The sequence below is a fragment of the Archangium gephyra genome, from assembly GCF_049060025.1.
Lineage (GTDB): Bacteria > Myxococcota > Myxococcia > Myxococcales > Myxococcaceae > Archangium > Archangium gephyra_A.
This window is the reverse complement of record NZ_JBMEQQ010000002.1, coordinates 7,764,174-7,786,002: the sequence shown is the minus strand read 5'-3', so window position 1 is coordinate 7,786,002 and position 21,829 is coordinate 7,764,174. Positions and strand designations below refer to the sequence as shown.

Annotated in this window: 18 protein-coding genes; 10 read left to right on the top strand and 8 right to left on the bottom strand. The window is 70.4% G+C overall.

Going from position 1 to position 21,829, the window contains the following annotated elements; translation table 11 throughout:
• Positions 1-3 precede the first annotated feature (3 nt).
• Positions 4-666, top strand: coding sequence for a phosphoribosylanthranilate isomerase (locus tag ACN28I_RS34095; RefSeq protein WP_420946082.1), 663 nt, complete (start codon positions 4-6; stop codon positions 664-666).
• A gap of 42 nt (positions 667-708) precedes the next feature.
• Here ACN28I_RS34095 and ACN28I_RS34090 read toward each other — a convergent pair whose 3' ends face one another.
• Both ACN28I_RS34090 and ACN28I_RS34085 read right to left on the bottom strand, forming a co-directional pair.
• Complete coding sequence (locus ACN28I_RS34090; RefSeq protein ID WP_420946081.1) at positions 709-1,293, bottom strand: CDP-alcohol phosphatidyltransferase family protein; 585 nt, start codon at positions 1,291-1,293, stop codon at positions 709-711.
• 173 nt (positions 1,294-1,466) lie between these two features.
• On the bottom strand, positions 1,467-2,276 hold the full coding sequence (locus tag ACN28I_RS34085) for a hypothetical protein (protein WP_420946080.1): 810 nt from the start codon (positions 2,274-2,276) through the stop codon (positions 1,467-1,469).
• Positions 2,277-2,363: 87 nt separating this feature from the next.
• Here ACN28I_RS34085 and ACN28I_RS34080 point away from each other — a divergent pair, with 87 nt between their 5' ends.
• The 4 genes from ACN28I_RS34080 (at position 2,364) to ACN28I_RS34065 (ending at position 9,186) form a co-directional block, all read left to right on the top strand.
• A complete protein-coding gene (locus tag ACN28I_RS34080) occupies positions 2,364-4,232 on the top strand; it encodes a vWA domain-containing protein (RefSeq protein WP_420946079.1) in 1,869 nt (622 codons plus the stop codon).
• A gap of 225 nt (positions 4,233-4,457) precedes the next feature.
• Positions 4,458-5,090 (top strand): DUF7594 domain-containing protein, encoded by a 633-nt coding sequence (locus ACN28I_RS34075; protein WP_420946078.1) that lies wholly within the window; start codon positions 4,458-4,460, stop codon positions 5,088-5,090.
• A 43-nt stretch (positions 5,091-5,133) separates the two neighbouring features.
• Positions 5,134-5,739, top strand: a complete 606-nt coding sequence (locus ACN28I_RS34070) for a 2,3-bisphosphoglycerate-dependent phosphoglycerate mutase (RefSeq protein WP_420946077.1) — start codon at positions 5,134-5,136, stop codon at positions 5,737-5,739.
• A gap of 789 nt (positions 5,740-6,528) precedes the next feature.
• Positions 6,529-9,186: an ELWxxDGT repeat protein gene (locus ACN28I_RS34065; protein ID WP_420946076.1), complete on the top strand. Its 2,658-nt coding sequence runs from the start codon at positions 6,529-6,531 to the stop codon at positions 9,184-9,186.
• A gap of 497 nt (positions 9,187-9,683) precedes the next feature.
• Here ACN28I_RS34065 and ACN28I_RS34060 read toward each other — a convergent pair whose 3' ends face one another.
• A complete protein-coding gene (locus tag ACN28I_RS34060; protein ID WP_420946075.1) occupies positions 9,684-11,552 on the bottom strand; it encodes an OPT/YSL family transporter in 1,869 nt (622 codons plus the stop codon).
• 65 nt (positions 11,553-11,617) lie between these two features.
• Here ACN28I_RS34060 and ACN28I_RS34055 point away from each other — a divergent pair, with 65 nt between their 5' ends.
• Together ACN28I_RS34055 and ACN28I_RS34050 are read left to right on the top strand one after the other, a co-directional pair.
• Entirely contained in the window at positions 11,618-11,887 is a 270-nt protein-coding gene (locus ACN28I_RS34055; protein ID WP_420946074.1) for a hypothetical protein, read from the top strand.
• Between the two features lie 167 nt (positions 11,888-12,054).
• Positions 12,055-12,915: a neutral zinc metallopeptidase gene (locus tag ACN28I_RS34050; RefSeq protein WP_420946073.1), complete on the top strand. Its 861-nt coding sequence runs from the start codon at positions 12,055-12,057 to the stop codon at positions 12,913-12,915.
• 22 nt (positions 12,916-12,937) lie between these two features.
• Here the strand turns inward: ACN28I_RS34050 and ACN28I_RS34045 are convergent, their stop codons facing one another.
• Positions 12,938-13,426: an NUDIX hydrolase gene (locus tag ACN28I_RS34045; RefSeq protein WP_375768531.1), complete on the bottom strand. Its 489-nt coding sequence runs from the start codon at positions 13,424-13,426 to the stop codon at positions 12,938-12,940.
• An 87-nt stretch (positions 13,427-13,513) separates the two neighbouring features.
• On the opposite strand from ACN28I_RS34045, the gene ACN28I_RS34040 reads away from it, so the two are divergent.
• Positions 13,514-14,218 (top strand): transglycosylase domain-containing protein, encoded by a 705-nt coding sequence (locus ACN28I_RS34040; protein ID WP_420946072.1) that lies wholly within the window; start codon positions 13,514-13,516, stop codon positions 14,216-14,218.
• Between the two features lie 100 nt (positions 14,219-14,318).
• Here the strand turns inward: ACN28I_RS34040 and ACN28I_RS34035 are convergent, their stop codons facing one another.
• Together ACN28I_RS34035 and ACN28I_RS34030 are read right to left on the bottom strand one after the other, a co-directional pair.
• Positions 14,319-15,707 carry an alanine/glycine:cation symporter family protein gene (locus ACN28I_RS34035; protein WP_420946071.1) on the bottom strand — a complete coding sequence of 463 codons (1,389 nt, stop codon included), beginning with the start codon at positions 15,705-15,707 and terminating at the stop codon, positions 14,319-14,321.
• 60 nt (positions 15,708-15,767) lie between these two features.
• Complete coding sequence (locus tag ACN28I_RS34030) at positions 15,768-17,567, bottom strand: ABC transporter ATP-binding protein (protein ID WP_420948769.1); 1,800 nt, start codon at positions 17,565-17,567, stop codon at positions 15,768-15,770.
• A gap of 231 nt (positions 17,568-17,798) precedes the next feature.
• On the opposite strand from ACN28I_RS34030, the gene ACN28I_RS34025 reads away from it, so the two are divergent.
• Positions 17,799-18,311, top strand: coding sequence for a hypothetical protein (locus tag ACN28I_RS34025; RefSeq protein ID WP_420946070.1), 513 nt, complete (start codon positions 17,799-17,801; stop codon positions 18,309-18,311).
• Positions 18,312-18,367: 56 nt separating this feature from the next.
• On the opposite strand, the gene ACN28I_RS34020 is transcribed toward ACN28I_RS34025, so the two are convergent.
• Positions 18,368-19,144, bottom strand: a complete 777-nt coding sequence (locus ACN28I_RS34020) for a Uma2 family endonuclease (RefSeq protein ID WP_420948768.1) — start codon at positions 19,142-19,144, stop codon at positions 18,368-18,370.
• Between the two features lie 257 nt (positions 19,145-19,401).
• Positions 19,402-20,355 carry a hypothetical protein gene (locus ACN28I_RS34015; protein ID WP_420946069.1) on the bottom strand — a complete coding sequence of 318 codons (954 nt, stop codon included), beginning with the start codon at positions 20,353-20,355 and terminating at the stop codon, positions 19,402-19,404.
• Between the two features lie 271 nt (positions 20,356-20,626).
• Here ACN28I_RS34015 and ACN28I_RS34010 point away from each other — a divergent pair, with 271 nt between their 5' ends.
• Complete coding sequence (locus ACN28I_RS34010; protein WP_420946068.1) at positions 20,627-21,808, top strand: ISAs1 family transposase; 1,182 nt, start codon at positions 20,627-20,629, stop codon at positions 21,806-21,808.
• The last annotated feature ends 21 nt before the right edge of the window (positions 21,809-21,829 follow it).

Sequence of the window (21,829 nt, the reverse complement as noted above, 5' to 3'; positions counted from 1 at the left end):
GCCATGGAAGCCAGCAGCACCCCGCGCATCAAGATCTGCTGCATCTCCAGCGTCGAGGAGGCCCACGCCGCCATCCGCGCCGGTGCCTCCGCCCTGGGGCTCGTCTCGTCCATGCCCAGCGGGCCCGGCGTCATCTCCGAGTCCCTCATCGCGGAGATCGCCGCCACCGTCCCGCCCCCCATCGGCACCTTCCTGCTCACGTGCCACCAGGATGTGCGCGACGTCATCGCCCAGCAGCGCCGCTGCCGCACCAACACCGTGCAGCTCTGCGACCGCCTCACCACCGGCAGCTACGCGGACCTGCGCGGCGCCATGCCCGGCGTGTCGCTCGTCCAGGTCATCCACGTCACCGGCGAGGCCTCCCTCGAGGAGGCCCTGAGCGTCGCGCCCCATGTGGATGCGCTGCTGCTCGACTCGGGCAATCAGTCCCTCGCCGTGAAGGAGCTCGGCGGCACCGGGCGCGTCCATGACTGGGCCATCAGCCGCCGCATCCGCGAGCAGGTCCGCGTCCCCGTGTTCCTCGCCGGCGGCCTCCGCCCCGAGAATGTCGGCGAGGCCATCCGCCAGGTCGGGCCCTTCGGGCTCGACCTGTGCAGCGGCGTGCGGACCGGTGGCACGTTGGATACCGGGAAGCTCGCGCGGTTCTTCACGCAGATGCACGCTTGAGACAGCGGGGGTCTCGGGGTTCAACCCGGGGCCCTGGCACCCTCACCCCGCCCCTCTCCCGGTGGGCGAGGGAATGTTGGGGAGGTTGGGACCTCGTGGACCCGAGCGCGCCCTCTTCCTCCACACCGCCGCCGTGTAGTCCACCACCGCCGCCAGCGCCGTGACTCCCACCGCGATCACCAACGGCCTCACCAGCACCGGCGCCACCAGCACCGCCAGCAGCGCTCCCAACTGCAGCGTCGTCACCACCTTGCCCAGCATCCGCGCCTGGAACTTCACCCGCCGGAAGCTCGGCACGATGCGCGCCACCACGAACCCCAGCCCCGTTGCCACGTCGCGCACCACCAGCGTGCCGAACTCCCACGGCGTCAGCTTCCCCTCCACCAGGAAGGCCGCCAACGCCACCATCACGAAGGCCCGGTCCGCCAGGGGATCGATCAGCGCTCCCCAGTACGACTCCAGGTGCCGGTGACGGGCGATCCACCCATCCAGGAAGTCCGTCAGCGCCGCCGCCAGCACCAGCCCCACCCGGACCAGCGGGTCTTCCATGAACACGAAGACCACTGCCAGGGGCAGGCGGCACAGCGACAGCGCGTTGAGCAGCACCAGGCTCGTTCGGCGGCGCATACCTTTTGAAGGTAGGAATGGCTCCCGCCCCGTGCATTCCGCGCAGCGGAGGTCTGCTCGCTCCCCCGCCCCCTCACGGCTCCGAGGGCGGCACCTCATACAGGAAGGAACCAGCCAAGCGCTCCCTGGCAGGGCCGCACATGCCCCCGCTCCACTGCGCCGCATGGGCGGTGTCAGTCCGGTGGGGTCTCCGGCGGCCCCTCGCCGGGCGGCGGGCTGTACAGGGACCTCGCTCCGGCCAGGCGCAGCACCGCCATTGCCAGGGGCAGCAGGAAGAACAGCGCCAGAAAGGACCCGTTCATGCCGGCAATCCCCAGCACGAGCACCGTGGTCAACAACCACAGCAGGCCCGGCACCGCCACCGCCCCCAGCAGGAGGTAGTGCAACCAGCGCCTGCTCACCACCGGCTCGGTGTCCGCCAGCAAGGCCGGTACGAAGGAGGTGAGGGACACCAACAGAATCCAGAACAGGGCCACGGGCATGTCCCCGGACCTGCCGTCGAACCCGAAGAGGAGCGCGGGCAGCACTTCCAGCCCTCCCGCGAGGGTGCTCAACACCACGCCCAGCCGGGGGCTCGAGCCGTCACCCGAGGAGGACGTCCCGCCGCCTCCGGCCGCACGCGCCTCGGCGAACAGCTCCGGGGGCACCTCCAGCGCGTACGGAAAGCCGAGCTCCACCAACTGCAGCACCGCCGCGTGGCCCACCTTGCGCCCACCGCTGCCCGAGTACTCGCGGACCTCCTTGTCCTCCAGAATCTCGTGCAGCAGGTCCGCCCGCTCGCGAGCGCTCTCCCCGGGCCCCAGCGGCCTCGCGAGTCCGCTCAGCAACGCCTCCACCTCGGCGCGGGCCGCGCCCGGAGTGCGCACCTCCTCCAGCAGCGAGCGCGGGGATGGCAGCTCCGCCGGGCTCACCGGCTCGGGGATGTCAGCCAGGAGCTCGCCGGTGGCTTCAGGGGCACGAACGGTGGAGCGCGAACGTTGCACGGTGGCCCTCATCATACCGGGAACCCGCCGCCCGCGCCGTTGTCCAAGGGCTCCGAGAGACGAACCCACCCATTCTGGAGGCAGTCCATGACGCGGAGCCCCTTCGCCGTCACGGGAGTCGTGTGCGCGCTGGCCGTTGGAAGCTGGACGCTCGGAGGATGCCAGCGCGCCGAGGAGGAACGGACGTACACGCCGCAGCAGTTCGAGACGCGCAAGGAGAAGCTCGCGGCGCCCTCCGGGACGCAGGAGAAGGCCATGGACCGGAAGGAGGCACCGGCCGCGCCCGTCCCCACCTCAGCGCCCCCCGCCTCCCCGTCGGCACAGCTCTTCGGCGCGGGCAGCGGGGGCACCGCCCAGGGCCTCGGAGGACTCGGTCTCAAGGGCAGCGGGGGCGGGGGCGGGGGCGGCGACACCATCGGCATCGGCTCCATCGGCACCAAGGGCCGGGGCGGAGGCGTCTCGGCCTACGGCGGAGCGGTGGGCTACGGCAGGGGCGCCGGGCCCACCCTCAACGGCAAGGCCAGCGTGCGCGTCCCCACCGCCCACTTCTCCGAGCCGGCCACCGGCAACACCGAGCAGTACCGCGACCACGGTGTGAATCCCTTCGTCACCGCCGCCGAGGACCGGCTGTCCACCTTCTCCATCGACGTGGACACCGCCTCCTATACCCTCGCGCGCCGCAAGCTCCTCGAGGGCACGCCGCCGCCCCGCGAGGCCGTGCGCGTGGAGGAGTTCCTCAACTACTTCCGCTACACCTATCCCGAGCCCCAGGGCGCCCCGCTCGCCGTGCACCTGGATGCCGCGCCCTCGCCCTTCACCCCCGGCCGCCACCTGCTGCGCGTGGGCGTCCAGGGCAAGCGCCTCAGCGTCTCCGAGCGCAAGCCCGCCCACCTCACCTTCCTCGTGGACGTCTCCGGCTCCATGCAGTCCCCCGACAAGCTGCCGCTCGCCAAACGCTCCCTGCGCATGCTCGTGGACAACCTGCGCGATGGCGACACCGTGGCGCTCGTCACCTACGCGGGCGGCGTGAGGCTCGCGCTGCCTCCCACCGGCCTGGAGCACAAGGCCCTCATCCACGCCGCCATCGAGGACCTCACCGCCGGCGGCTCCACCGCCATGTCCTCCGGCATCCAGCTCGCCTACCAGCAGGCCATGAAGCAGCTCGATGGGCGCTCCCTCTCGCGCGTCCTCATCCTCTCCGATGGCGATGCCAACGTGGGCCCCTCCTCCCATGAGGAAATCCTGAAGCTCATCCGCGGCCACGTGAAGGAGGGCATCACCGTCACCACCGTGGGCTTCGGCATGGGCAACTACAAGGACACGCTCATGGAGCAGTTCGCCGACCAGGGCAATGGCAACCACTACTACGTGGACTCGCTCCTCCAGGCGCGCCGCATCTTCCAGGAGCAGCTCGGCGGCACCCTCGAGGTCATCGCCCAGGACGTGAAGCTCCAGGTGGAGTTCGACCCCGCCCAGGTGGCGCGCTACCGGCTCGTGGGCTACGAGAACCGCGACATCGCCGACCGCGACTTCCGCGACGACAAGGTGGACGCGGGAGAGCTTGGCTCCGGCCACACCGTCACCGCCCTCTACGAGCTGGAGCTCAAGCCCGGCGCGGGCGAGGGCCTCGCCACCGTGCGCCTGCGCGCCAAGCGGCCCCGGGGCGAGACGGCCTCGGAGCGCACGTACCGCTTCCCCGCCCGCGCGCTCGCGGCCTCCTTCCCCGAGGCCTCCGGGGACCTGCGCTTCGCCACCGCCGTCATGGGCGCCGCCGAGCTGCTGCGCCGCAGCCCCCACGCCGAGCGCTGGAGCTTCGACCGGGTGCTCGGCATCGCCCGCGGGGCCACGCCCGCCGGCAACGCCGAGCGCGAGGAATTCGTCTCGCTGCTGGAGCGCGCCCGCACGCTGATGGGCAGCGTGGCCGAGGGACGTCCCACTCCGGCCCGCGAGCGCTGAGCCCGTCGGGTGCCGCACACGGCCCTGCCCCGAGGGGCGGGGACGGGCGCCGCCAGGCCCCACGGTGCCCCCACGTCCCCACTCCGAGGGCAATGTGCCTTCCCGAAGTGAGCGCGGCACCGCCCCACGGGCGCGGGGTTTCACGGATGAGCCGGGTTTGTCCGGCACCTTCCTCCTGGCATCCCCGGTGCAGCACCCAGCACGCGGAAAAGCGGGGGGGGATGCATGAAGCAAGGTGTGCGTTGGGGTGTCAGGGGTGTCGCCGGGTGGGCGGCGCTGGTGCTGCTCGCCCGGTGTGGCGGAGACACGGCGAGCGAGGCGGGCAACACGCGCTGCCAGGAGTCCTCGGGCCTGGAGCGGCGGGAGGTGGCCGTCCCGCCCGCGGCCGACTCCTATGTGGAAGAGGGACAGGAGCAGGCCGTCTTCGGCGGCGATCGCAAGCTGGTGGCGGACAACCTCTCGCGGCGCTCGGCCTTCCTGCGCTTCGACGTGTCCGGACTGCCGGGCCCCGTGCGGCAGGCCACGCTGCGCCTCTACGCGATGGATGGCAGCACGGACGGCCCGAAGCTGTACCCGGCCACCACGGACTGGAGCGAGGACGGCCTCACGTGGACGCAGCGGCCCTCGGTGACGGGCGGCCCGCTCGGCGACGTGGGCGAGGTGCCCCATGGAAGCTGGGTGGAGTACGACGTCACGTCCGTGGTGACGGGCGAGGGGCCCTACGGCTTCGCGCTCATCAACGAGTCACGCAACGGCGTGGACTTCGCCTCGAAGGAGCACGTGCGCATCAAATGGGCGCCCCGGCTCGTGCTGTCCGTGGACGCGCCCGCGTCGGCGGGTTGTGGCGCCGCGCCATGAGAGGGTTTACAGCCCGGCCCGGGTTGAAGTAGGGGGCGCGCATATGCCCATCCTCGCTCTCGTCCGTCACGGACAGTCCCTGTGGAACCATGAGAACCGCTTCACCGGCTTCGTGGACGTGCCCCTGACGGAGAAGGGCCGCGCCGAGGCCCGCCAGGCCGCCGAGTCCCTCAAGAGCCTCACGTTCGACGTGGCCTATACCTCCGCTCTCACCCGCGCCCAGGAGACGCTCGCCCTCATCCTCGAGTCGCTCGGCCAGCGCATCCCCGTCATCCGCGACGCCTCCCTCAACGAGCGCCACTACGGCGACCTCCAGGGCCTCAACAAGGAGGACGCCGCCAGGCGCTGGGGCGATGACCAGGTGAAGAAGTGGCGCCGCTCCTATGACATCCCGCCCCCCAATGGCGAGTCGCTGGAGATGACCGCGAAGCGCGTGCTGCCCTTCTACGAGCGCGCCATCAGCGGCGACCTGCGCCAGGGCAAGAACGTCCTCGTCGTCGCCCACGGCAACTCCAACCGCTCCCTGGTGATGAAGCTCGACAAGCTCACCGGCGAGCAGGTGGTGGGCCTGGAGCTCGCCACCGGCGTGCCGCTCGTCTACGAGCTGTCCGCCGAGGGCGACGTCCTCGGCAAGCGCACCCACGGGTAGGAAGAACGGGGAGCCGCGAAACCTTCTCGTCACGGCCTGTGTCCAGTGGGAGACAGAAACCCGGCTGCTCCGGCTGGACCTCTCCTGGGCTATGTAGGGTGCGGAGCGCCACGGTTCGAGGGGTGCACTCAGGGGGGGCACGCGGCGTAGGTGTCATGAGTGGACTCGAGGGGATGGGCCCAGGAGGTGATGAACCGGGGCTTCGTCCACTCGGAGAATGGCCCATGACACTTCGCCGCCGGCATTCGCATCTTCCGCTGCTCCTTCTCGCCTGGCTCGCGCTCCCAGCCCGGGCGGCTCCACCGCTCCCCACTCCCGCGTTGCTCCGCGACATCCGCCCGGAGGCGACAGAGGCGCTCGGCCATGTCGGAAGCGAGATGGGCGCCGCGGGGGGCCTCCTGTACTTCCGGCATGCACCCGCCTTCGATACCTCCTACTTCGACCTGGTCGACGACGAGCCCTGGAGGAGCGACGGAACCCCCGAGGGCACCTTCCGGCTGGCGGACATCTTCCCGGGACGTATCGGCTCCGGCCCCCAACACTTCGTCGCCCTCGGCGCCCAGATGCTCTTCGTGGCCAGGGACGACTGGGGCGAGGGACTCTGGAAGTCGGACGGCACTCCGGCTGGCACGGTCCTCGTCCGGCACGGTCCTCCCCGGCAACACCTGGACGCCTCCGGGGACTTCCCCTCGGCGGAGCTGGGCGGTGTCCTCTACTTCAGCGCGCGCCTGGACGAGACGGGCGCGGAGGCTCTGGAGGAGCGACGGAACCCCCGAGGGCACCCGGCGCGTGAAGGACCTGACCCCGGGACCCGCCGACACCCGGTATTCCATGCTGACGCCCGTGGGCAACACGCTCTTCTTCATCACAGGGGAGTGGGCGGGCCCCCACACGCTGTGGAAGAGCGACGGGACGGAAGCGGGCACCCTCAAGGTGTGGGAGGGCGCGCCAGCGGGCCCGGAGGCCGAAATCCGGCAGTTGATCGCCGTGGGCTCCACCCTCTTCATGGTGACCCGGGCCGAGGGGAAGGAACAACTCTGGCGGAGTGATGGCACGGCCGCGGGGACCCTCCAGCTCCTGGAGTCGTCCTGGACGATGAGTGAGGGCATCGCCCTGGGGGACCGGCTGCTCATCTCCGCCGAGGGCGGCCTGTGGCGCAGTGATGGCACGGCCGGAGGCACGGTGCGGCTCTCGTCGACGGTGTACAGTGTCCGGAAGCTGCGGGCTGTCGGGGGGGCGGTGCTCATCCTGTCGGACTCCGACGTCTACAGGACCGATGGCACTCCGGAGGGGACCTCGCGGGTGGCGTCCGGCACCTGTTTTCCCGATCGCCTGGCGGAGGTGAACGGGCGGCTCTTCTTCACCGGCAGGGGGAGCGGCGGCGCGCGCGAGCAGGAGCTGTGGACGAGCGATGGCACGGCTTCGGGCACCCTCCGGCTCTCGGGGCTGGGGGTTCGCTCCTTTCGCCCTCCCGAGCGCTCGCCCCTGGTTGCCCTGGGCGGTCAGCTCTTCTTCCTCCACGAGCGCCAGGACGGGGGGCTCGAGTTGTGGGGGAGCAATGGAACGCTCGAGGGGACCCGGCGGGTGTACACGCTCAGCGAGCCCGGCATGTCCCTGCGTCACCTCGGCCTGTTCTCCGTCCGGGACAGGCTCGTCTTCGATGTCCGGGCCTCCGACGAGTCGGTCACCCGGTCCCAGCTCTGGGTGAGCGATGGCACCGCCGAGGGGACCGCGCCGCTGCGGCGCCGCGCCACGCCGCTCGGCTCCGGCGCCGCGCCGATGGAGCAGGTGGGCAACACCCTGCTGTTCTCCGTGGAGGATGCGCACGGCTTCGAGCTGTGGAGGAGCGAGGGCACCGAGGCCAGCACCACACGTGCCCGCGTCATCCGGCCCACGGCGCCGACGGAGAGCGCGAGAGGCTATGCCGCCGCGCCCCATGCCCGCCTGGGGGAGCAGGCCTTCTTCTTCGCGGATGACGGGGTGCACGGCCACGAGCTGTGGAAGAGCGACGGCACCGAGGCCGGCACCGTGCTCGTCAAGGACCTCCACGCGGGCCCGGATTCGGGCCTCCATGAGCATGTCTGGCTCGCGGCGACGAACGGAGCGGTCTTCTTCGTCGTGGATGACGGGGTGCACGGCTCCGAGCTGTGGAAGAGCGACGGCACCGGGGCCGGCACCGTGCTCGTCAAGGACATCCTCCCCGGCCCGGATTCGAGCTCCGGTTTCGAGTACCAGGCCGCGATCGTGGGCGAGGCCGTCTTCTTCTTCGCGGACGACGGCACTCATGGCCTGGAGTTGTGGAAGAGCGATGGAACCGAGGCCGGCACCGTGCTCGTCAAGGACATCCACGCCGGTCCGCAGCCGGGGATGGGAGTGCCCTCCGTCACGGCCGTGGGCGGGGCGGTCTTCTTCTTCGCGGACGATGGCGTTCACGGCGTGGAGCTGTGGAAGAGTGACGGCACCGAGGCGGGCACCGTCCTCGTCGCGGACCTCACGCCCGGAGCACCCGGCTCGATGGTCGAGTACCTGCCCGCCGCGGCGAATGGCGCCCTCTACTTCACGACGCGGGACGACACCGGCGGCTCCGTGGTGTGGAAGAGCGATGGGACCGGAGCCGGTACCCGCGCCCTGCGGACCCTCCAGGCCGGCGCCCCCGGGGATGGCCTCCCCAACGCCTTCTCCTTCACGGCCCTGGGCAACCAGGTGTTCTTCCTGGGCCATGAGGCCGGGCACGGCTACGAGCTGTGGAAGACGGACGGCACCCCCGAGGGCACGGTGCGCGTCGGAGAGCTACGCCCCGGGCCCGCCAGCGGGGTGCCCTCCACCGTGGGGCCCGGCCAGCTGCTCGCGCTGGAGGACGTGGGCCTGCTGCTCTTCTTCGGGACGGATGGGGTGCACGGACTCGAGCCGTGGGTGACCGATGGCACGGCCGAGGGCACCTCGCTCCTCGGCGACCTGGCTCCCGGCCCGGACTCCTCCGTGTTCGGCTTCCCGCGGCGCTTCGGGGATCGCGTCGTCTTCCTGGCCGATGACGGGGTGCACGGTCTCGAGCCCTGGAGCTTCGTGGTCCCGGATGTCCTCGCGCCCACGCTCACCTGCCCGCAGGCGCTCCAGGCGCAGGCCACGGGGGACTCGGGCATCGAGGTGACGTACCCGCCCGCCCAGGCCAGCGACAACCGGGGCGAGGTCTCGCTCACCTATAGCCAGGCCTCCGGCACCCGCTTCCCCGTGGGCACCACGGCCGTTTCCGTCACCGCCACGGATGCGGCCGGCAACAGCACGCAGTGCGCTTTCGAGGTGCAGGTACAGCCACCTGCCGTGCAGCCGCCCCCGGAGGCAGCGGAAGGTTGTGCCTGCCGGACGGCGGGCTCGCCCGGGACGCTGGCCTTCTGGGGCCTGGTGATGGTGCTGGCCCGGCTGGGAGGGCGCCGCCGCATCCTCCGCTGAGCGTCTACACCGAGGGGTCCACGGCCTGGCCCCCAGGACGCTGAGAGGGCTTTGCCACCGTAGAAAAAAAACGGGGAGGAGCCGCCCCCAAGCAGCTCCTCCCCGCGACTTCCCCAGTACAGCCCCAGGCACTACCCCCGAAGAGTCCCCACCCTTCAGCCTTCAGTACCGCTCCCCCCAACACCCCCCCAACCCCTACCCGCCGCCCTCGACCGACCCGCCCGTCCTGCCCCACCCGCCCGTCCTACCCGCCCCACCCGTCCTACCCACCCACCTTACGCAGAGGAGATAGAGCATCTCGCGTGCCAGCGGGGTTTCGGGGATTCGGGCCTGTGATTTCAGGGGGTTGGCGCGACCTGCCCTCGGGGGCGAGACCGGAATCGGTAGGAAGTACAGCGGTAGGAGTTACCGGGACGGGGGTGCAACCCGGGGAACCCGATACCCTCACCCCGTCCCTCTCCCGGAGGGCGAGGGGGTGGGGCGGAGTGGGGGCCGCTTCACCACAGCAGGGCGAGCAGTCCGGCCAGGCCCACGAAGAGGAAGTAGAGCGACTCGCCCGCGATGAGCCCGCCGCCCACCAGGGAGGTGGTGCTCATGTCCTCGGGCAACGCCTCGCCCTCGCCCGGTGAGCCCGCCGCGTGCGGCGCCGCCTTCTTCGTCAGCGTGTTCCACAGCGAGGACACGATGCCGCCCGCGCCGAACCAGAGCGCCGCCGGCAGGTTCACGAAGCCACCGAAGGACGAGGCATACGGGCTCGACAGCAGCACCGCGTCCATCGTCCAGCCCACCGCGTAGCCCGCCCGCGAGCCCTTCAGGAAGGCCTGGTAGCGCGCGTGGCGCTTGAGCAGCTTGCGCGCCACCTCGATGATGAAGCCCAGCACCAGGCCGAACAGCAGCGCCCTCACCGTGTGCTCCGACAGCGAGCCCAGGCTGCGGATGGCGCCCACGAGCTTGTACGTCATCGCCGAGCTCCACTGCCCCACCGGCATGTCCGGGTTGTCGAGCTGGTTGATGGCCAGCAGCGGGTAGGCGCTCATGAAGACGCGCGCCAGCCCCACGCACAGCACCGCGCCCATCACGATGCCAATCACCTGGTAGCGGAACTGGATGGTGCGGTCCGTGCCCAGGCGCCAGCCCGTGGAGCGGTCCTGCTGCATGTCGACGCCCACCGAGGTGGAGATGAGCAGGATGCTCGCGGCCATCACCCCCACCACCGGGTTCTTCAGCCCCAGCAGCGACATCAACAGCACCGAGATGACGAAGGCACTCGAGATGGGATTCTGGTCCGTGATGCCATAGGCGATGCCGTTGATGAGCACGAAGAGCAGCGACAGCCCGAGGCCGAAGAGGATGAAGCCCAGGGGCTGCTCCAGCATCCGCGTGGCCACCACCACCACCGCCACGCCCCAGAAGCCCACCCAGCCGAACAGCTTCGGCAGGCTCACCTGCTTCCACGCGGGCACCTCATCGGCCGCCACCTTCGAGCGGTTGCGCACCCGGTCCACCGCCTGCACCGCCAGCAACGACAGGTCCACCGCCGCCGCGCCGCAGATCATCGCCAGCCCGATGAGGAAGCCAATCTTGCGGAACGGCTCGTTCTCCCCCAGCCAGCCGATGCTCCGCAGGTACGGCGTGAACGCATAGCCGATGAGCCCGCCCATCACGGCCGGCACGGTGATGCGGCTGCCCACCACCATGCCCGCGCCAATGGTGGACGCGCTCAGGCCCGAGGCGCCCAGCCACGCCACACGCTCGGTGAGCGCCGCCACCCCCGCGCCCAGGCCCGTGCCACCGCCCAGCTTGGCGATGGAGACCTTCAACAGCCGCTTGTCGGTGAGCGCCCGGAGGATGTTGGCCACCGCGTAGCCCGAGGGGTAGTCGAGCTGCAGCCGATCCACCAGCAGCGGCGTGTACAGCATGCCCACGCCCACGCCGAACATGCCCACGCAGCCGACGAAGAGCATCAGTTGCCACGCCGGAGGCTGCGGCATGCCCAGCCACACCATCGCCTGGATGAGCACGGACATGGCGCACATCGAGGCCACCGAGGCGGCCATCGTCTGCATGTAGTTGGCGCCGTGCTTGCCCTCGGGGCCGTAGCCGTAGGTGACGGCGCTGCCGAGGATGCCCGCCAGCACCTGCCCGCCCACGAAGAAGCCCAGGCTGAAGTTCATGTACGAGGCGGCGATGCCTCCCAGCGGCCCGAGGATGAAGATGGCCACCGCGCTCAGCAGCAGGTGGAACTTCCACGAGCCCGGCGTGGGCAGCCAGTCGAAGCGCGGGGCACCGCTCTCGGGAGAACCCTCCGGGTGGGGCGAGCCCGAAGGCAGCGAAGACGACGAATGCGAGGAGAGGGGCTGAGCCATGGATGCCGTAGGGTACCGGCCCCCGAGGGCCCCTCCAACCCCGGCCCTTCCGAGGAGAGAGACACATGAAGACCGAGACCCGCCGCAACCTTCTGCTCGCACTCGTATTCCTGGCTGGCTGCGCCGTCTCGCGCGTGCAGTGGGTTCCTCCCGCGCTCGCGCAGACGGACACGGGCATCCCGCGCTGGGACTACTACTGCACATGGGTTGAAGGCGGGCCGGGCCAATCCACGCCGGAAGTCACCACCGCGCAGCTCAAGGCCGCGGGCCTGCAGGGCTGGGAGCTCGCCCATGCCGAGGGGATGCTCCACTGCTTCAAGCGCCCCCTGCGCTGAGCACCTGCATGGCCCAGCCCGCGGCCGACGAGGCCGCGCCTTCCACCTGAAGCGCCAGCCCGCCCGCCTGCCCTCCCCTCGCCCGGGCGCTCCTGCCCCCCGGTCCCTGGGGGTGTCGCGCTGCCTAACTTGGAGCGGGAAGGGAGCTCGACAGGAGGGGGCACGGAATGAAGTGGCAAGGGGGCCGTCGCAGCTCGAACATCGAGGATCGGCGTGGCATGGGCGTGGGGCGCCCGCTGGTAGCTGGAGGCGGCGCGGTGGGCCTCGTCGTCGCGCTCCTGGTGATGCTCTTCGGAGGTGACCCCTCCGTCGTCCTGTCCGGAGACCCCCAGGGCCCCTCGAGCGGCGTGGGCACCGGCGGCTCGGGCCAGCCCGTGGACCCCGCCCAGGCCCAGCTCACGGACTTCGTCTCCGTCATCCTCGCCGACACCGAGGACACCTGGCCCCGGCTGCTCGAGCCCCTCGGCGTGCGCTACGCCGAGCCCCGCCTCGTCCTCTTCTCCGATGCCGTGCAGTCCGCCTGCGGCGTCCAGGAGAGCGCCGTCGGGCCCTTCTACTGCCCCCTGGATCAGCGCGTGTACCTGGACCTCGGCTTCTTCCGCGAGCTCGACCGCCGCTTCGGCGCTCCCGGTGACTTCGCCCAGGCGTATGTCGTCGCCCATGAAGTGGGGCACCACGTGCAGAACCTGCTCGGCATCTCCGAGCGCGTTCATTCCATGCGCGGCCGCATGTCGCGCGCCCAGGGCAATGCCCTCTCCGTCCGCCAGGAGCTGCAGGCCGATTGCTTCGCCGGCATCTGGGCCCACCACGCCCAGCGTCAGCGCCAGGTCCTCGAGCAGGGCGATGTCGAGGAGGGACTGAGGGCCGCCACGGCCATCGGCGACGACACGCTCCAGCGGCGCGCCGGCGGCCATGTCGTCCCCGAGTCCTTTACCCACGGTTCGTCCGCTCAGCGCGTCGAGTGGTTCCGCAGGGGGCTCGAGCAGGGCACCATCGAGGCGTGTGACACCTTCCGCGGCACGGAGTGAGCACGGGCTCTGTCCGCGGCGCTCAGATGCGTGTGAAGGACCAGCTCACGGCCTTGCCCTCCGCGTAGGGCATGACGCCGTGGAAGGCCCTCGGGTCCGCGTCGAACACCAGCGGCAGGAAGTGCCGGTCCCCGTCCCACAGCGGCAGGCTCATGATGTCCTTCACCGGCACCCACGAGAGCGTCCCCTCCACGTTGCGCTCGTGCGGCGTTCCCTCGAACCGGTCGATGCGGAACACGAAGCCCAGCCAGTCCTCGCCCTTCGGACCGAAGCCCGGCCAGTTGATGGTGCCTCGCAGCGTCAGCTCCGTGCACTCGATGCCCGCTTCCTCGCGGATTTCGCGGCGCATGCACGAGACCACGTCCTCTCCCGGCTCCATCTTCCCGCCGAGCCCGTTGTACTTGCCGAGGTGCGCATCGTTCTGCCGCGCGTTGCGGTGGATGAGCAGCACCTTCGTCCCGTCCGGAGACATGACGTAGCCAAGCGTGCCGATGATGGGCGTATAGGGCATGGACGCGCTCTTACCGCTCACGCGCCGCGCCGCAAGAAGTCGGCCAGGACAGCACCCCGTGGCATCCTGTTTGCTGCTGCTCACCGCATGCGTCCCCTGGGCCACACCCGGTTCCTCCGCCTCGCGCGGTGGGCCCTCGCGCTCCTGCTCCTCCCGCCCCTGCTGCTGCTCGGGAGCCTCGAGGCCCTGTACCGCTGCGGCCTGTCCCGTGTGGGCGAGCTGCCACGGACTCCCCGGCCCCGGACGGACTTCGCCTCCCAGGTGCTCTGGGCCTCCGTGGCGCCATGGCCTCCCCAGGTCCAGCCACTCTGGCCCTGGTCGCTCGTGGGCCAACGGCCGGGCGCCGATGTCTCCTGGCTCGTGGCGCGCCCGTGGCTCGCCTCACGGCCACCGCATGAGCGCACGCCCATGCTGAACTGGCATTTTCATGGGCTCGCCCTCTCCGTCTGGGTTTCGCGCCACTGGACGGCCGAGGAGGTGATGGCCGGCTACGCGGAGAACGCCTCCTTTGGCGGAGGGCTCATCGGCATCGACGCCGCGGCACGGTGGTACTTCGGCGAGGAGCCCGCTCGGCTCGCGCTCCACGAGGCCGCGCTCCTCGCCGCACTGGCCCAGGCCCCGGCACGCAATGACCCGCTCTGCCGGCCCGAGGCCGCGCTCGCGCGCAGGGATGTCGTGCTCTCGCGTCTCCAGGCCCTGGGGTGGATCTCCGAGGCCCAGCGTGAAGAGGCCCGGCGCCAGCCGCTCCTTCCTCCCTCGAGCGCCGCCGTGCGGTCCTCCGGATGTGAGTGAGGGGCCTCCCGGTGGGGAACCCGGGAGGCGTGGCACCCTCACCCGTTCCCTCTCCCGGAGGGCGAGGGGACAGTGGGCACGGTGGGGCCCTGGGCCCGGTTCAGGGGGCTCCGGGGACTCCGGGGGCGGGCCCCTGATTCTTGCGCGCCAGGTAGTCGCGCGTCTCGGAGGCGATGACGCCGCTGAGCAACAGCAGCCCCACGAGGTTCGGCAGCGCCATCAGCCCGTTCATCACGTCCGAGAGCGTCCAGACGAAGTCCAGGCTGTAGATCGCTCCGAAGAACGAGGCCACCACGAAGAGCACGCGGTACGGCCCCACCGCGCGCACCCCGAGGATGTACTCGACGCTCTTCTCGCCGTAGTAGCTCCAGCCAAGGATGGTCGAGAAGGCGAACATCGCCAGGCTGATGGCGACGATCCACCCGCCCCAGTTGCCCGGCAGCCCGTCCCGGAAGGCCATCTGCGTCAGCGCCGCTCCATTGGCTCCCGACGTCCACACCCCCGTCGAGAGGATGGCCACGGCCGTGAAGGAACAGACGACCAGCGTATCGATGAACGTCTGCGTCATCGACACGAGCGCCTGGACTGCGGGCTCGCGCGTCTGGGCCGCCGCCGCCGCGATACCCGCCGAGCCGAGTCCCGACTCGTTGGAGAAGATGCCCCGGGCCACGCCATAGCGGATTCCCGCCGCGAGCGTCGCTCCCGTGAAACCGCCCACCGCGGCCGTTCCGCTGAAGGCCTCGGAGAAGATGAGGCCGATGGCCGCGGGCACCTGCTCCAGGTGCAGCGCGATGACCACGCCCGAGCCCAGCATGTACGCGCCAATCATCACCGGCACGAAGAGCGCGGTGAAACGGCCGATGGACTTGATGCCTCCCAGGATGACGGCGCCCGCCAGCACCGCGATGACCAGGCCACTCACCCACAGGGGAATGCCGAACGAGGTGTTCAGCGCGGACGCCACCGAGTTGGACTGCACCATGTTGCCGATGCCGAACGCGGCGATGGACGCGAAGAAGGCGAAGAGCCAGCCGAGCACCCGCCCCAGCCGGGACGGAATCCCCCGGCTGAGGTAGTACATGGGGCCGCCGGCCTGCTCGCCCCGCGCATCCGTGATGCGGTAGCGCACCGAGAGCAGCGCCTCGGCGTACTTCGTCGCCATGCCGACGAGGCCCGTCATCCACATCCAGAAGACCGCCCCCGGCCCGCCGAGCGCGATGGCGGTGGCCACCCCGACGATGTTGCCCGTGCCCACCGTCGCCGCCAGCGCCGTCATCAGCGCCTGGAAGTGCGAGATGTCTCCCTCGGCCCCCTGCTCGCGGCGCACCACGAAGGCCAGCCACAGCGAGTGGCCCAGCTCGCGGAACTGCACGCCGCGCAGCCGGATGGTGAGAAAGAGCCCCGTGGCGAGCAGCAACGGGATGAGGAGGTACGGCCCCCAGATGAAGTCCGAAGCCGCTTTGAAGAATGCGAGGACCTGCTCCGACACGATGCCTCCGGTGCGATGGCGGCCGAGGATGGCACGGGCCGCCGCCGGAGCAACCCTTCTTCAGTCCCGGTAGCCCCGGGCCTGCAGGTTGAACAGGTGCGCGTAGCGCCCGTTGCGCGCCATCAGCTCCGCGTGGCTCCCCAGCTCCTCCACCTCGCCGTTGTGCAGCACGGCGATCCGGTCCGCCATGCGCACCGTGGAGAACCGGTGCGAGATGACGAGGGCGATCCGGTCCGCCGCCAGCTCCTGGAAGCGCTCGAACAGCGCATGCTCCGACTCCGCGTCGATGCTCGCCGTCGGCTCGTCCAGGATGAGCACCTCCGCGTCCTCCCGCATGAACGCCCGGGCCACGCCCAGCTTCTGCCACTGTCCTCCGCTCAGCTCCTGCCCCTTCTCGAACCAGCCGCCCAGCATCGTGTCGTACTGGTTGGGCAGAGCTGAAATCACCGTGCTCGCCCCGCCCTGCTCCGCCGCCCGGACGATCCGGTTGCGGTCCTCCAGCGCCGGCACGTGCCCCAGCCCGATGTTCTCCGCCACGCTGAACTGGTAGCGCACGAAGTCCTGGAACACCGCGCCGAACCTCGAGCGCAGATCCTCCGGGTCCATGTCCTTCAGGTTCACCCCGCCGTACAGAATCTCCCCCTCCGTGGGCTCGTAGAGGCGCAGCAGCAGCTTCACCAGCGTGCTCTTCCCCGCCCCGTTCTCCCCCACCAGCGCCAGCTTCTCCCCCGGCTCCAGCTTCAACGACAGGTTGCGCAGCGCCCAGTCCTTCTTCCCCGGGTAGCGGAATGACACGTTGCGCAGCTCGATGGCGTTGCCCCGGCCCCTCGGCGCCGTGCGCGCCGGCAGCACCCGCGGCGTCTCCTGGCCCGTCGGTATCTCCAGGTACGCGAAGAGGTTGCTCATGAAGAGCGCGCCCTCGTACATGCTCCCCACGCTCGAGAGAATCCCCTGGAACGCCGCCTGCCCCTGCCGGAAGACGCCCAGGTACAACACCATGTCGCCCACGGAGATGGTGCCCTGCGCCGCCCGGTTCGCCACGAACGCGTAGCACCCGTAGAACGCCGCCAGCGACAGCAGCCCCAGCCCCAGCCCCCACCCCAACCGCTTCAGCGCCAACGCCCGGTCCTCCTGGAAGAACTTCTGGAACAGCGTCCGGTAGCGCCCCAGCACCAGCGGGCCCAGCGCGAACACCTTCACCTCCTTCACGTGGTTGTCCCGCGTGAGGATCCACTCCAGGTAGTTCAGCTTGCGGCCCTCGGGCGCCCGCCACGAGTACAGCCGGAAGCCCTCGGCCGCCAGCCGCGCCTCCGCGATGAACGCCGGGATGCTCGCCGCCACCAGCACCACCACGCTCCACGGCGACAGCGCCACCAGCAGCACCGCGTACGTCGACAGCGTCACCATGTTGCGCACGATGGAGAACGCATCCATCACCAGCGCCAGCGGCCGGCTGTTGGCCTCGCGCCGCGCGTTCTGCATCTTGTCGTACGTGTCCGAGTCCTCGAAGTGCCGCAGCTCCAACTGCAGCGCCTTCTGGAGAATCCGCTCGTTGAGCAGGTTGCCCAGGCTGGCGCGCAGCAACTCCCGCGTCAGCGCCAGCGCCCGGTCCAGCGTCACCGAGCCCACCATCAGCCCGAACTCCAGCACCACCAGCCGCAGCACCCGCTCGCGCGCAGCCTCGCCCCCGCCCGACGCCGCCGCCACCACCCCGTCCACGATGAGCTTGCCCACCCAGGCGATGGCCGCCGGGACCAGCGCCGCCACCAGCGTCAGCACCCCGAGCACCACCGCGCCCCGGGGACTCGCCGCCCAGAAGAGCCGGAAGGTGCCCGGGAGCTGCCGGAAGAGGGTGCCCATGCCCTTCAGCCGGGCCTTGAGGGATTGAGGGGGACGCGGGGTGGAAAGCGGTGGAGACACGCCCTCTCTCTAACCCGGTACTCCCACGTGTGCCGCATTCCCGCGCCCGAAGGTCCGCCAGCGCACCGCGGCACCCGCTCCGTGTTCCCTTCGAAGATTCCGCCCGCCAGGATGCTCTCCGGCCAGCCTCCCCGGGGTTATGATGGCCGCATCCTTCTCCTGGAGAGCCCCTTGAAGCGCTTCGTCATCGTCTTCGACAACGAGCCGGCCGAACCCTCGCCCTGGATGGCTCGCGCCTGCACCACGTCCCAGCTCACCTTCGTGGACAACGAGGCCATCACCGACGTGGTCTCCGACAACAAGGAGGCCCAGAAGCTGCTCCTCCAGGGCGGCCTCCCGCCGGGTGAGAACCCCCGGCTCGCGCCCTACTACAAGGAAGCGCTCGAGAAGCTCGCCGCCGGCAAGCAGCGCGTGGGCCTCTACAGCGTGAGCTGGCTGCTCTACCTCGGCCAGGCCGACGGGTGCGTGCTCGACTTCGCGGGCCTCGAGGAGCAGCGCAAGAAGGGGCTGGCCTCCGGCGTCGCCCAGAAGACCGCCGACGAGTACGTGGCCAAATACTCCGCCCACCTGCAGGAGCGGGCGCGCAAGGTACTGCCCCCCGAGCGCATCCTCATCGTGCCCGCGGGCGAGAGCGACGCGAAGAAGGCCGAGCTCGCCGCCGCGTTCATCAAGAAGCTCGGGTAGGTGGTTCCGAGGGGGAAGGGCAGGCCCTTCCCCCAACGCTCTCACGGGTTCGAAGCTCAGGCGCCACGTGTCTTGAGCCGCTTCAGCTCGGTTCGCAGCTTCGCCAGACGTTGCTCCGCCGCCTCCCGGCGCCGCACCTCTTCGTCCACGCGCCGCCGCAACTGCTTCGCTTCCTTCTTCAGCCAGGCAATGCGCTCGTCGGACTCCAGCAGGGGCGTACGCCCCGCCCAGAAGCGCAGCCGCCCCTCCTCGATCTGCAAGTCCAACCCCAACTGCTCCGAGCGGTAGCGCCCCCGTATCAGGGGAATGGCCACGTACTTCCTCGCCTCGGACTCCGGCAGCCGGTACGCCACCAGCCGCTCCTTCTTCCGATCGTAGATGAAGTACTCGGGAATGCCGAGCCGGGCGTAGCGCCGCACGTTGTACTCGGCGTCCTTCTTGCGGTCGCCGCCCACGTGCACCTCCATCACCCAGTCGAGTCCCTTGCCCTCGGCACTCACCACCCACTTCTCCCGCTCGTGCCGCTCCACGTCCCGTACCGCCAGCAGGTCCGGTGCGAAGCGCCGCTCGCCCGGGTGGTACACGGGCAGTTCCGCCCCCAGGTACAGCTTGTGCCGCCGGTGGCGGCCGAAGTGACCCCTCAGCACATCCAGCGCGCCCAGCTTCGCCAGGAAGTGCCGGTCGCCTTCTGGCAGCGCCATCTCTTCCCATGTCACCTCACCGGGCAGTGAGGCCACCACCTGCGCCCGCTCCTCCACGCTCATCGCCTCCCACTCCTGCTGGGAGGGTGCTTGGGGGATGGCATCCGCGTTGCCCCGCCGGTCGCGCTCCATATGCTGAAGCGTGAGGCGGGTGACTTCCAAGGTCAACCTGTTGCCACCATCCCCGTCACCCTCGCGACGAGGCACAGCAAGTCGCGGACCTGGTGCACATCGAGGAGGCTGGCCCGCAGCGGACGTCCGCTCCACGGGATGCCGCCTCTGGAGCGAGACCGGAGTGGGGGCGATGAGACAGGCGCTGAAAACGGAGAAGCCGCCAGGGCCCAGGCAACTCCTGGACCTGGCGGCTTCCTTGTGCGGCAACGCAGGGGTTACCGGCCCGCGATCTTCCAGCCCAGCTCGAGCCACGCCATCGGCGCCGCGTAGTCCAGCCGGTAGTGGCTGCGCCACTCGTAGGAGCCGCCCAGCGACACGCGCACCTTGGACAGGTCCAGTGCCACGCCGAGTCCCGCCCGGCCTCCGGCCGCCATGGGGTTGGGGCCGTACATCAGCGGGCCGCCCGACGCGAACACCTGCAGCCCGAAGCTCCCCGGCGACGCAATCACCGGATAGGCCAGCCGCACGTCCGCCAGCAACAGGCCAATGCCCGAGGAGAACCTCGGCGAGGCCAGCGCCGTGAGGCCCAGTCCCGCCCTCAGCCCGCCTGGCAACTGCACCGAGCCGTGCACGTTCACACCCGCCAGCGGCAGCGGTCCACTGCTTCCCACGTCCGCCTCACCATGCAGGCCGGCGTGCAGCTCGAACGAGTCCATCAGCGAGAGCGCCGGGGCCGCCTCGACGACGGGCGGCGGCGGCTCGGCGGGCGGCGGCGCGGCTTCCGCCACCACCGGCGTCTCCGCGACAGGAGCCTCGGCCTGCTCGGGCTGGGGCTTGACGCGATCCGGGCACTCCACCCGCATCTTCTCGAAGAGCCCGTCCAGCTCCGCCGAGGGCTTCTCCAGCGGCAGGCTCGCCAGCTCCTCCTGCTTGAATGCACGGCAGAAGGCGTCCTCCGCCTGCGTCGTCTGCGCGAGCGCCTGGTACAGCACGCCCTCCATCAGCGACACCCAGAGCTGCTCCTCCGTCTTCAGATCCTGTGTACACCCGGGCTCGGCGAGCTCGGCGAGCGCGGCCTCGTACTTCAGCGTGGAGGAGAGCCGCGCCACCTTGCGGATGCAGGTGTTCTTCGTCTTCTCCGGGAGGATGACCTTCACGCGAGGCGCGGCCTCAGCCTGCACCGCGAGGAGCGTCATCAGGGGCAGAACCGCCAGCTTCAGACTCTTCATGAGTGTTGTGCTCGTAGCAATGCGCTCCCCCCTTCACGCGAGGAGCCCACGCGCACCTTACACCCAGCCGCCTCTCCCTCCTCATGGAGGGCTGCTTCCTGGATGGTTTCAGCTCCAAGTATCCGGGGAGGAGCGCGTCACGCGGGCAGACCCTCACCCCTACCCCTCTCCCAGGGGGCAGGGCGAGCGCATCTAAAGCGCGAGTCAAATCAGCAGGTTGACGGTGGGCCCACCGCGGGAGTCAGACGACTTCCGTAGGGTGGGCCCACTTATGGAGTCACAGGGGCGGGGCGGGCGGGGTGGGCAGGTTGTCGTTCAACTCATTCTCGAGCACTTCGGAGAGCTGAAGGACCCGCGAGTGGCGCGCACCAGGCGCCACTCGCTGAGCAACATCCTTGTGATGGCGCTGTGCGCGGTGATTGCAGGGGCCGATGGGTGGGAGGGGCTGGCGGAATTCGCCAAGGCGAGAGCGCAGTGGTTGGCCAGCGTGCTGGACATGCCCAATGGGGTGCCGTGTGCGGACACGTTCCGCCGGGTGTTGAGCGCGCTGCGGCCCGAGGCCTTCGAGGCGTGCATGCGCCGCTGGGTGCAGGCGCTGGCCAGGGAGGTGAGTGGCGAGGTGGTGGCGGTGGATGGCAAGAGCGTGCGAGGGGCACTGAGCAAGGCGCTGGCGGGCTCTCCCCTGCATCTGGTGCACGTGTGGGCCACGGAGCAGCGGCTACTGTTGGCACAGAAGGCCGTGGCGGGAGCGCCCGGCGAGGTGGGCGCCATCCCCGAGTTGCTCGAGCAGCTGCAACTGCGAGGGGCGGTGGTGACGGTGGACGCCAACGGGTGCACGGCCAAGGTAGCCCAGGCCGTAGTGAAGGCGGGAGCCGAGTACGTGCTGCACCTCAAGGGCAACCGCGGGCCGTTGTACGCTCACGTCAAGGACGTGTTTGCCCAGGTGCAGGCCAACCCCGAGGAGACCCACCCGGGCGTGGACACCCACAGCCGCAGCGTGAGCAAGGGACATGGCCGGCGCGAGGTGCGTACGGCATGGGCCCTGGCGCTGCGGCCAGAGGACCTACCAGCCAGCGCACGCAAGTGGCCCCGGCTGCGCACGGCGGTGCTGCTGCGGCGCGAGCGCACACTCAAGGGCAAGACGACCCAGGAGTGGCACTACTACCTCAGCAGCCTGCCGCCCCAGGCTCGCAAGCTCACACGCCTCATCCGCAGCCACTGGGGCGTGGAAAATGGGCTGCACTGGTGCCTGGACGTGTGCATGGGGGAGGACTCGCGCACCATCCGCCACTTCAACGGCGCGCAGAACTTCGCCGTGCTCAGCCGCATTGCCCTCACCTTGCTGCGGCGTGAGCCCACGCACAAGGCGGGTGTCCCGACCCGGCGCAAACGGGCCGGGTGGGACGGCGACTACCTGCTGCGTGTCCTGCTGGCTGGTTTTCCCGAGAATTAGATGCGCTCGCCCTGCCCAGGG

Excerpts from the sequence above, each read along its gene's own strand:
- ACN28I_RS34080 (WP_420946079.1), top strand. The coding sequence starts at position 2,364 with ATGACGCGGAGCCCCTTCGCCGTCACGGGAGTCGTGTGCGCGCTGGCC.
- ACN28I_RS34020 (WP_420948768.1), bottom strand. The coding sequence starts at position 19,144 with ATGGAGCGCGACCGGCGGGGCAACGCGGATGCCATCCCCCAAGCACCC.
- ACN28I_RS34030 (WP_420948769.1), bottom strand. The coding sequence starts at position 17,567 with ATGGGCACCCTCTTCCGGCAGCTCCCGGGCACCTTCCGGCTCTTCTGG.
- ACN28I_RS34050 (WP_420946073.1), top strand. The coding sequence starts at position 12,055 with ATGAAGTGGCAAGGGGGCCGTCGCAGCTCGAACATCGAGGATCGGCGT.
- ACN28I_RS34090 (WP_420946081.1), bottom strand. The coding sequence starts at position 1,293 with ATGCGCCGCCGAACGAGCCTGGTGCTGCTCAACGCGCTGTCGCTGTGC.
- ACN28I_RS34060 (WP_420946075.1), bottom strand. The coding sequence starts at position 11,552 with ATGGCTCAGCCCCTCTCCTCGCATTCGTCGTCTTCGCTGCCTTCGGGC.
- ACN28I_RS34075 (WP_420946078.1), top strand. The coding sequence starts at position 4,458 with ATGAAGCAAGGTGTGCGTTGGGGTGTCAGGGGTGTCGCCGGGTGGGCG.
- ACN28I_RS34070 (WP_420946077.1), top strand. The coding sequence starts at position 5,134 with ATGCCCATCCTCGCTCTCGTCCGTCACGGACAGTCCCTGTGGAACCAT.
- ACN28I_RS34055 (WP_420946074.1), top strand. The coding sequence starts at position 11,618 with ATGAAGACCGAGACCCGCCGCAACCTTCTGCTCGCACTCGTATTCCTG.
- ACN28I_RS34095 (WP_420946082.1), top strand. The coding sequence starts at position 4 with ATGGAAGCCAGCAGCACCCCGCGCATCAAGATCTGCTGCATCTCCAGC.
- ACN28I_RS34010 (WP_420946068.1), top strand. The coding sequence starts at position 20,627 with ATGGAGTCACAGGGGCGGGGCGGGCGGGGTGGGCAGGTTGTCGTTCAA.
- ACN28I_RS34040 (WP_420946072.1), top strand. The coding sequence starts at position 13,514 with ATGCGTCCCCTGGGCCACACCCGGTTCCTCCGCCTCGCGCGGTGGGCC.
- ACN28I_RS34045 (WP_375768531.1), bottom strand. The coding sequence starts at position 13,426 with ATGCCCTATACGCCCATCATCGGCACGCTTGGCTACGTCATGTCTCCG.
- ACN28I_RS34015 (WP_420946069.1), bottom strand. The coding sequence starts at position 20,355 with ATGAAGAGTCTGAAGCTGGCGGTTCTGCCCCTGATGACGCTCCTCGCG.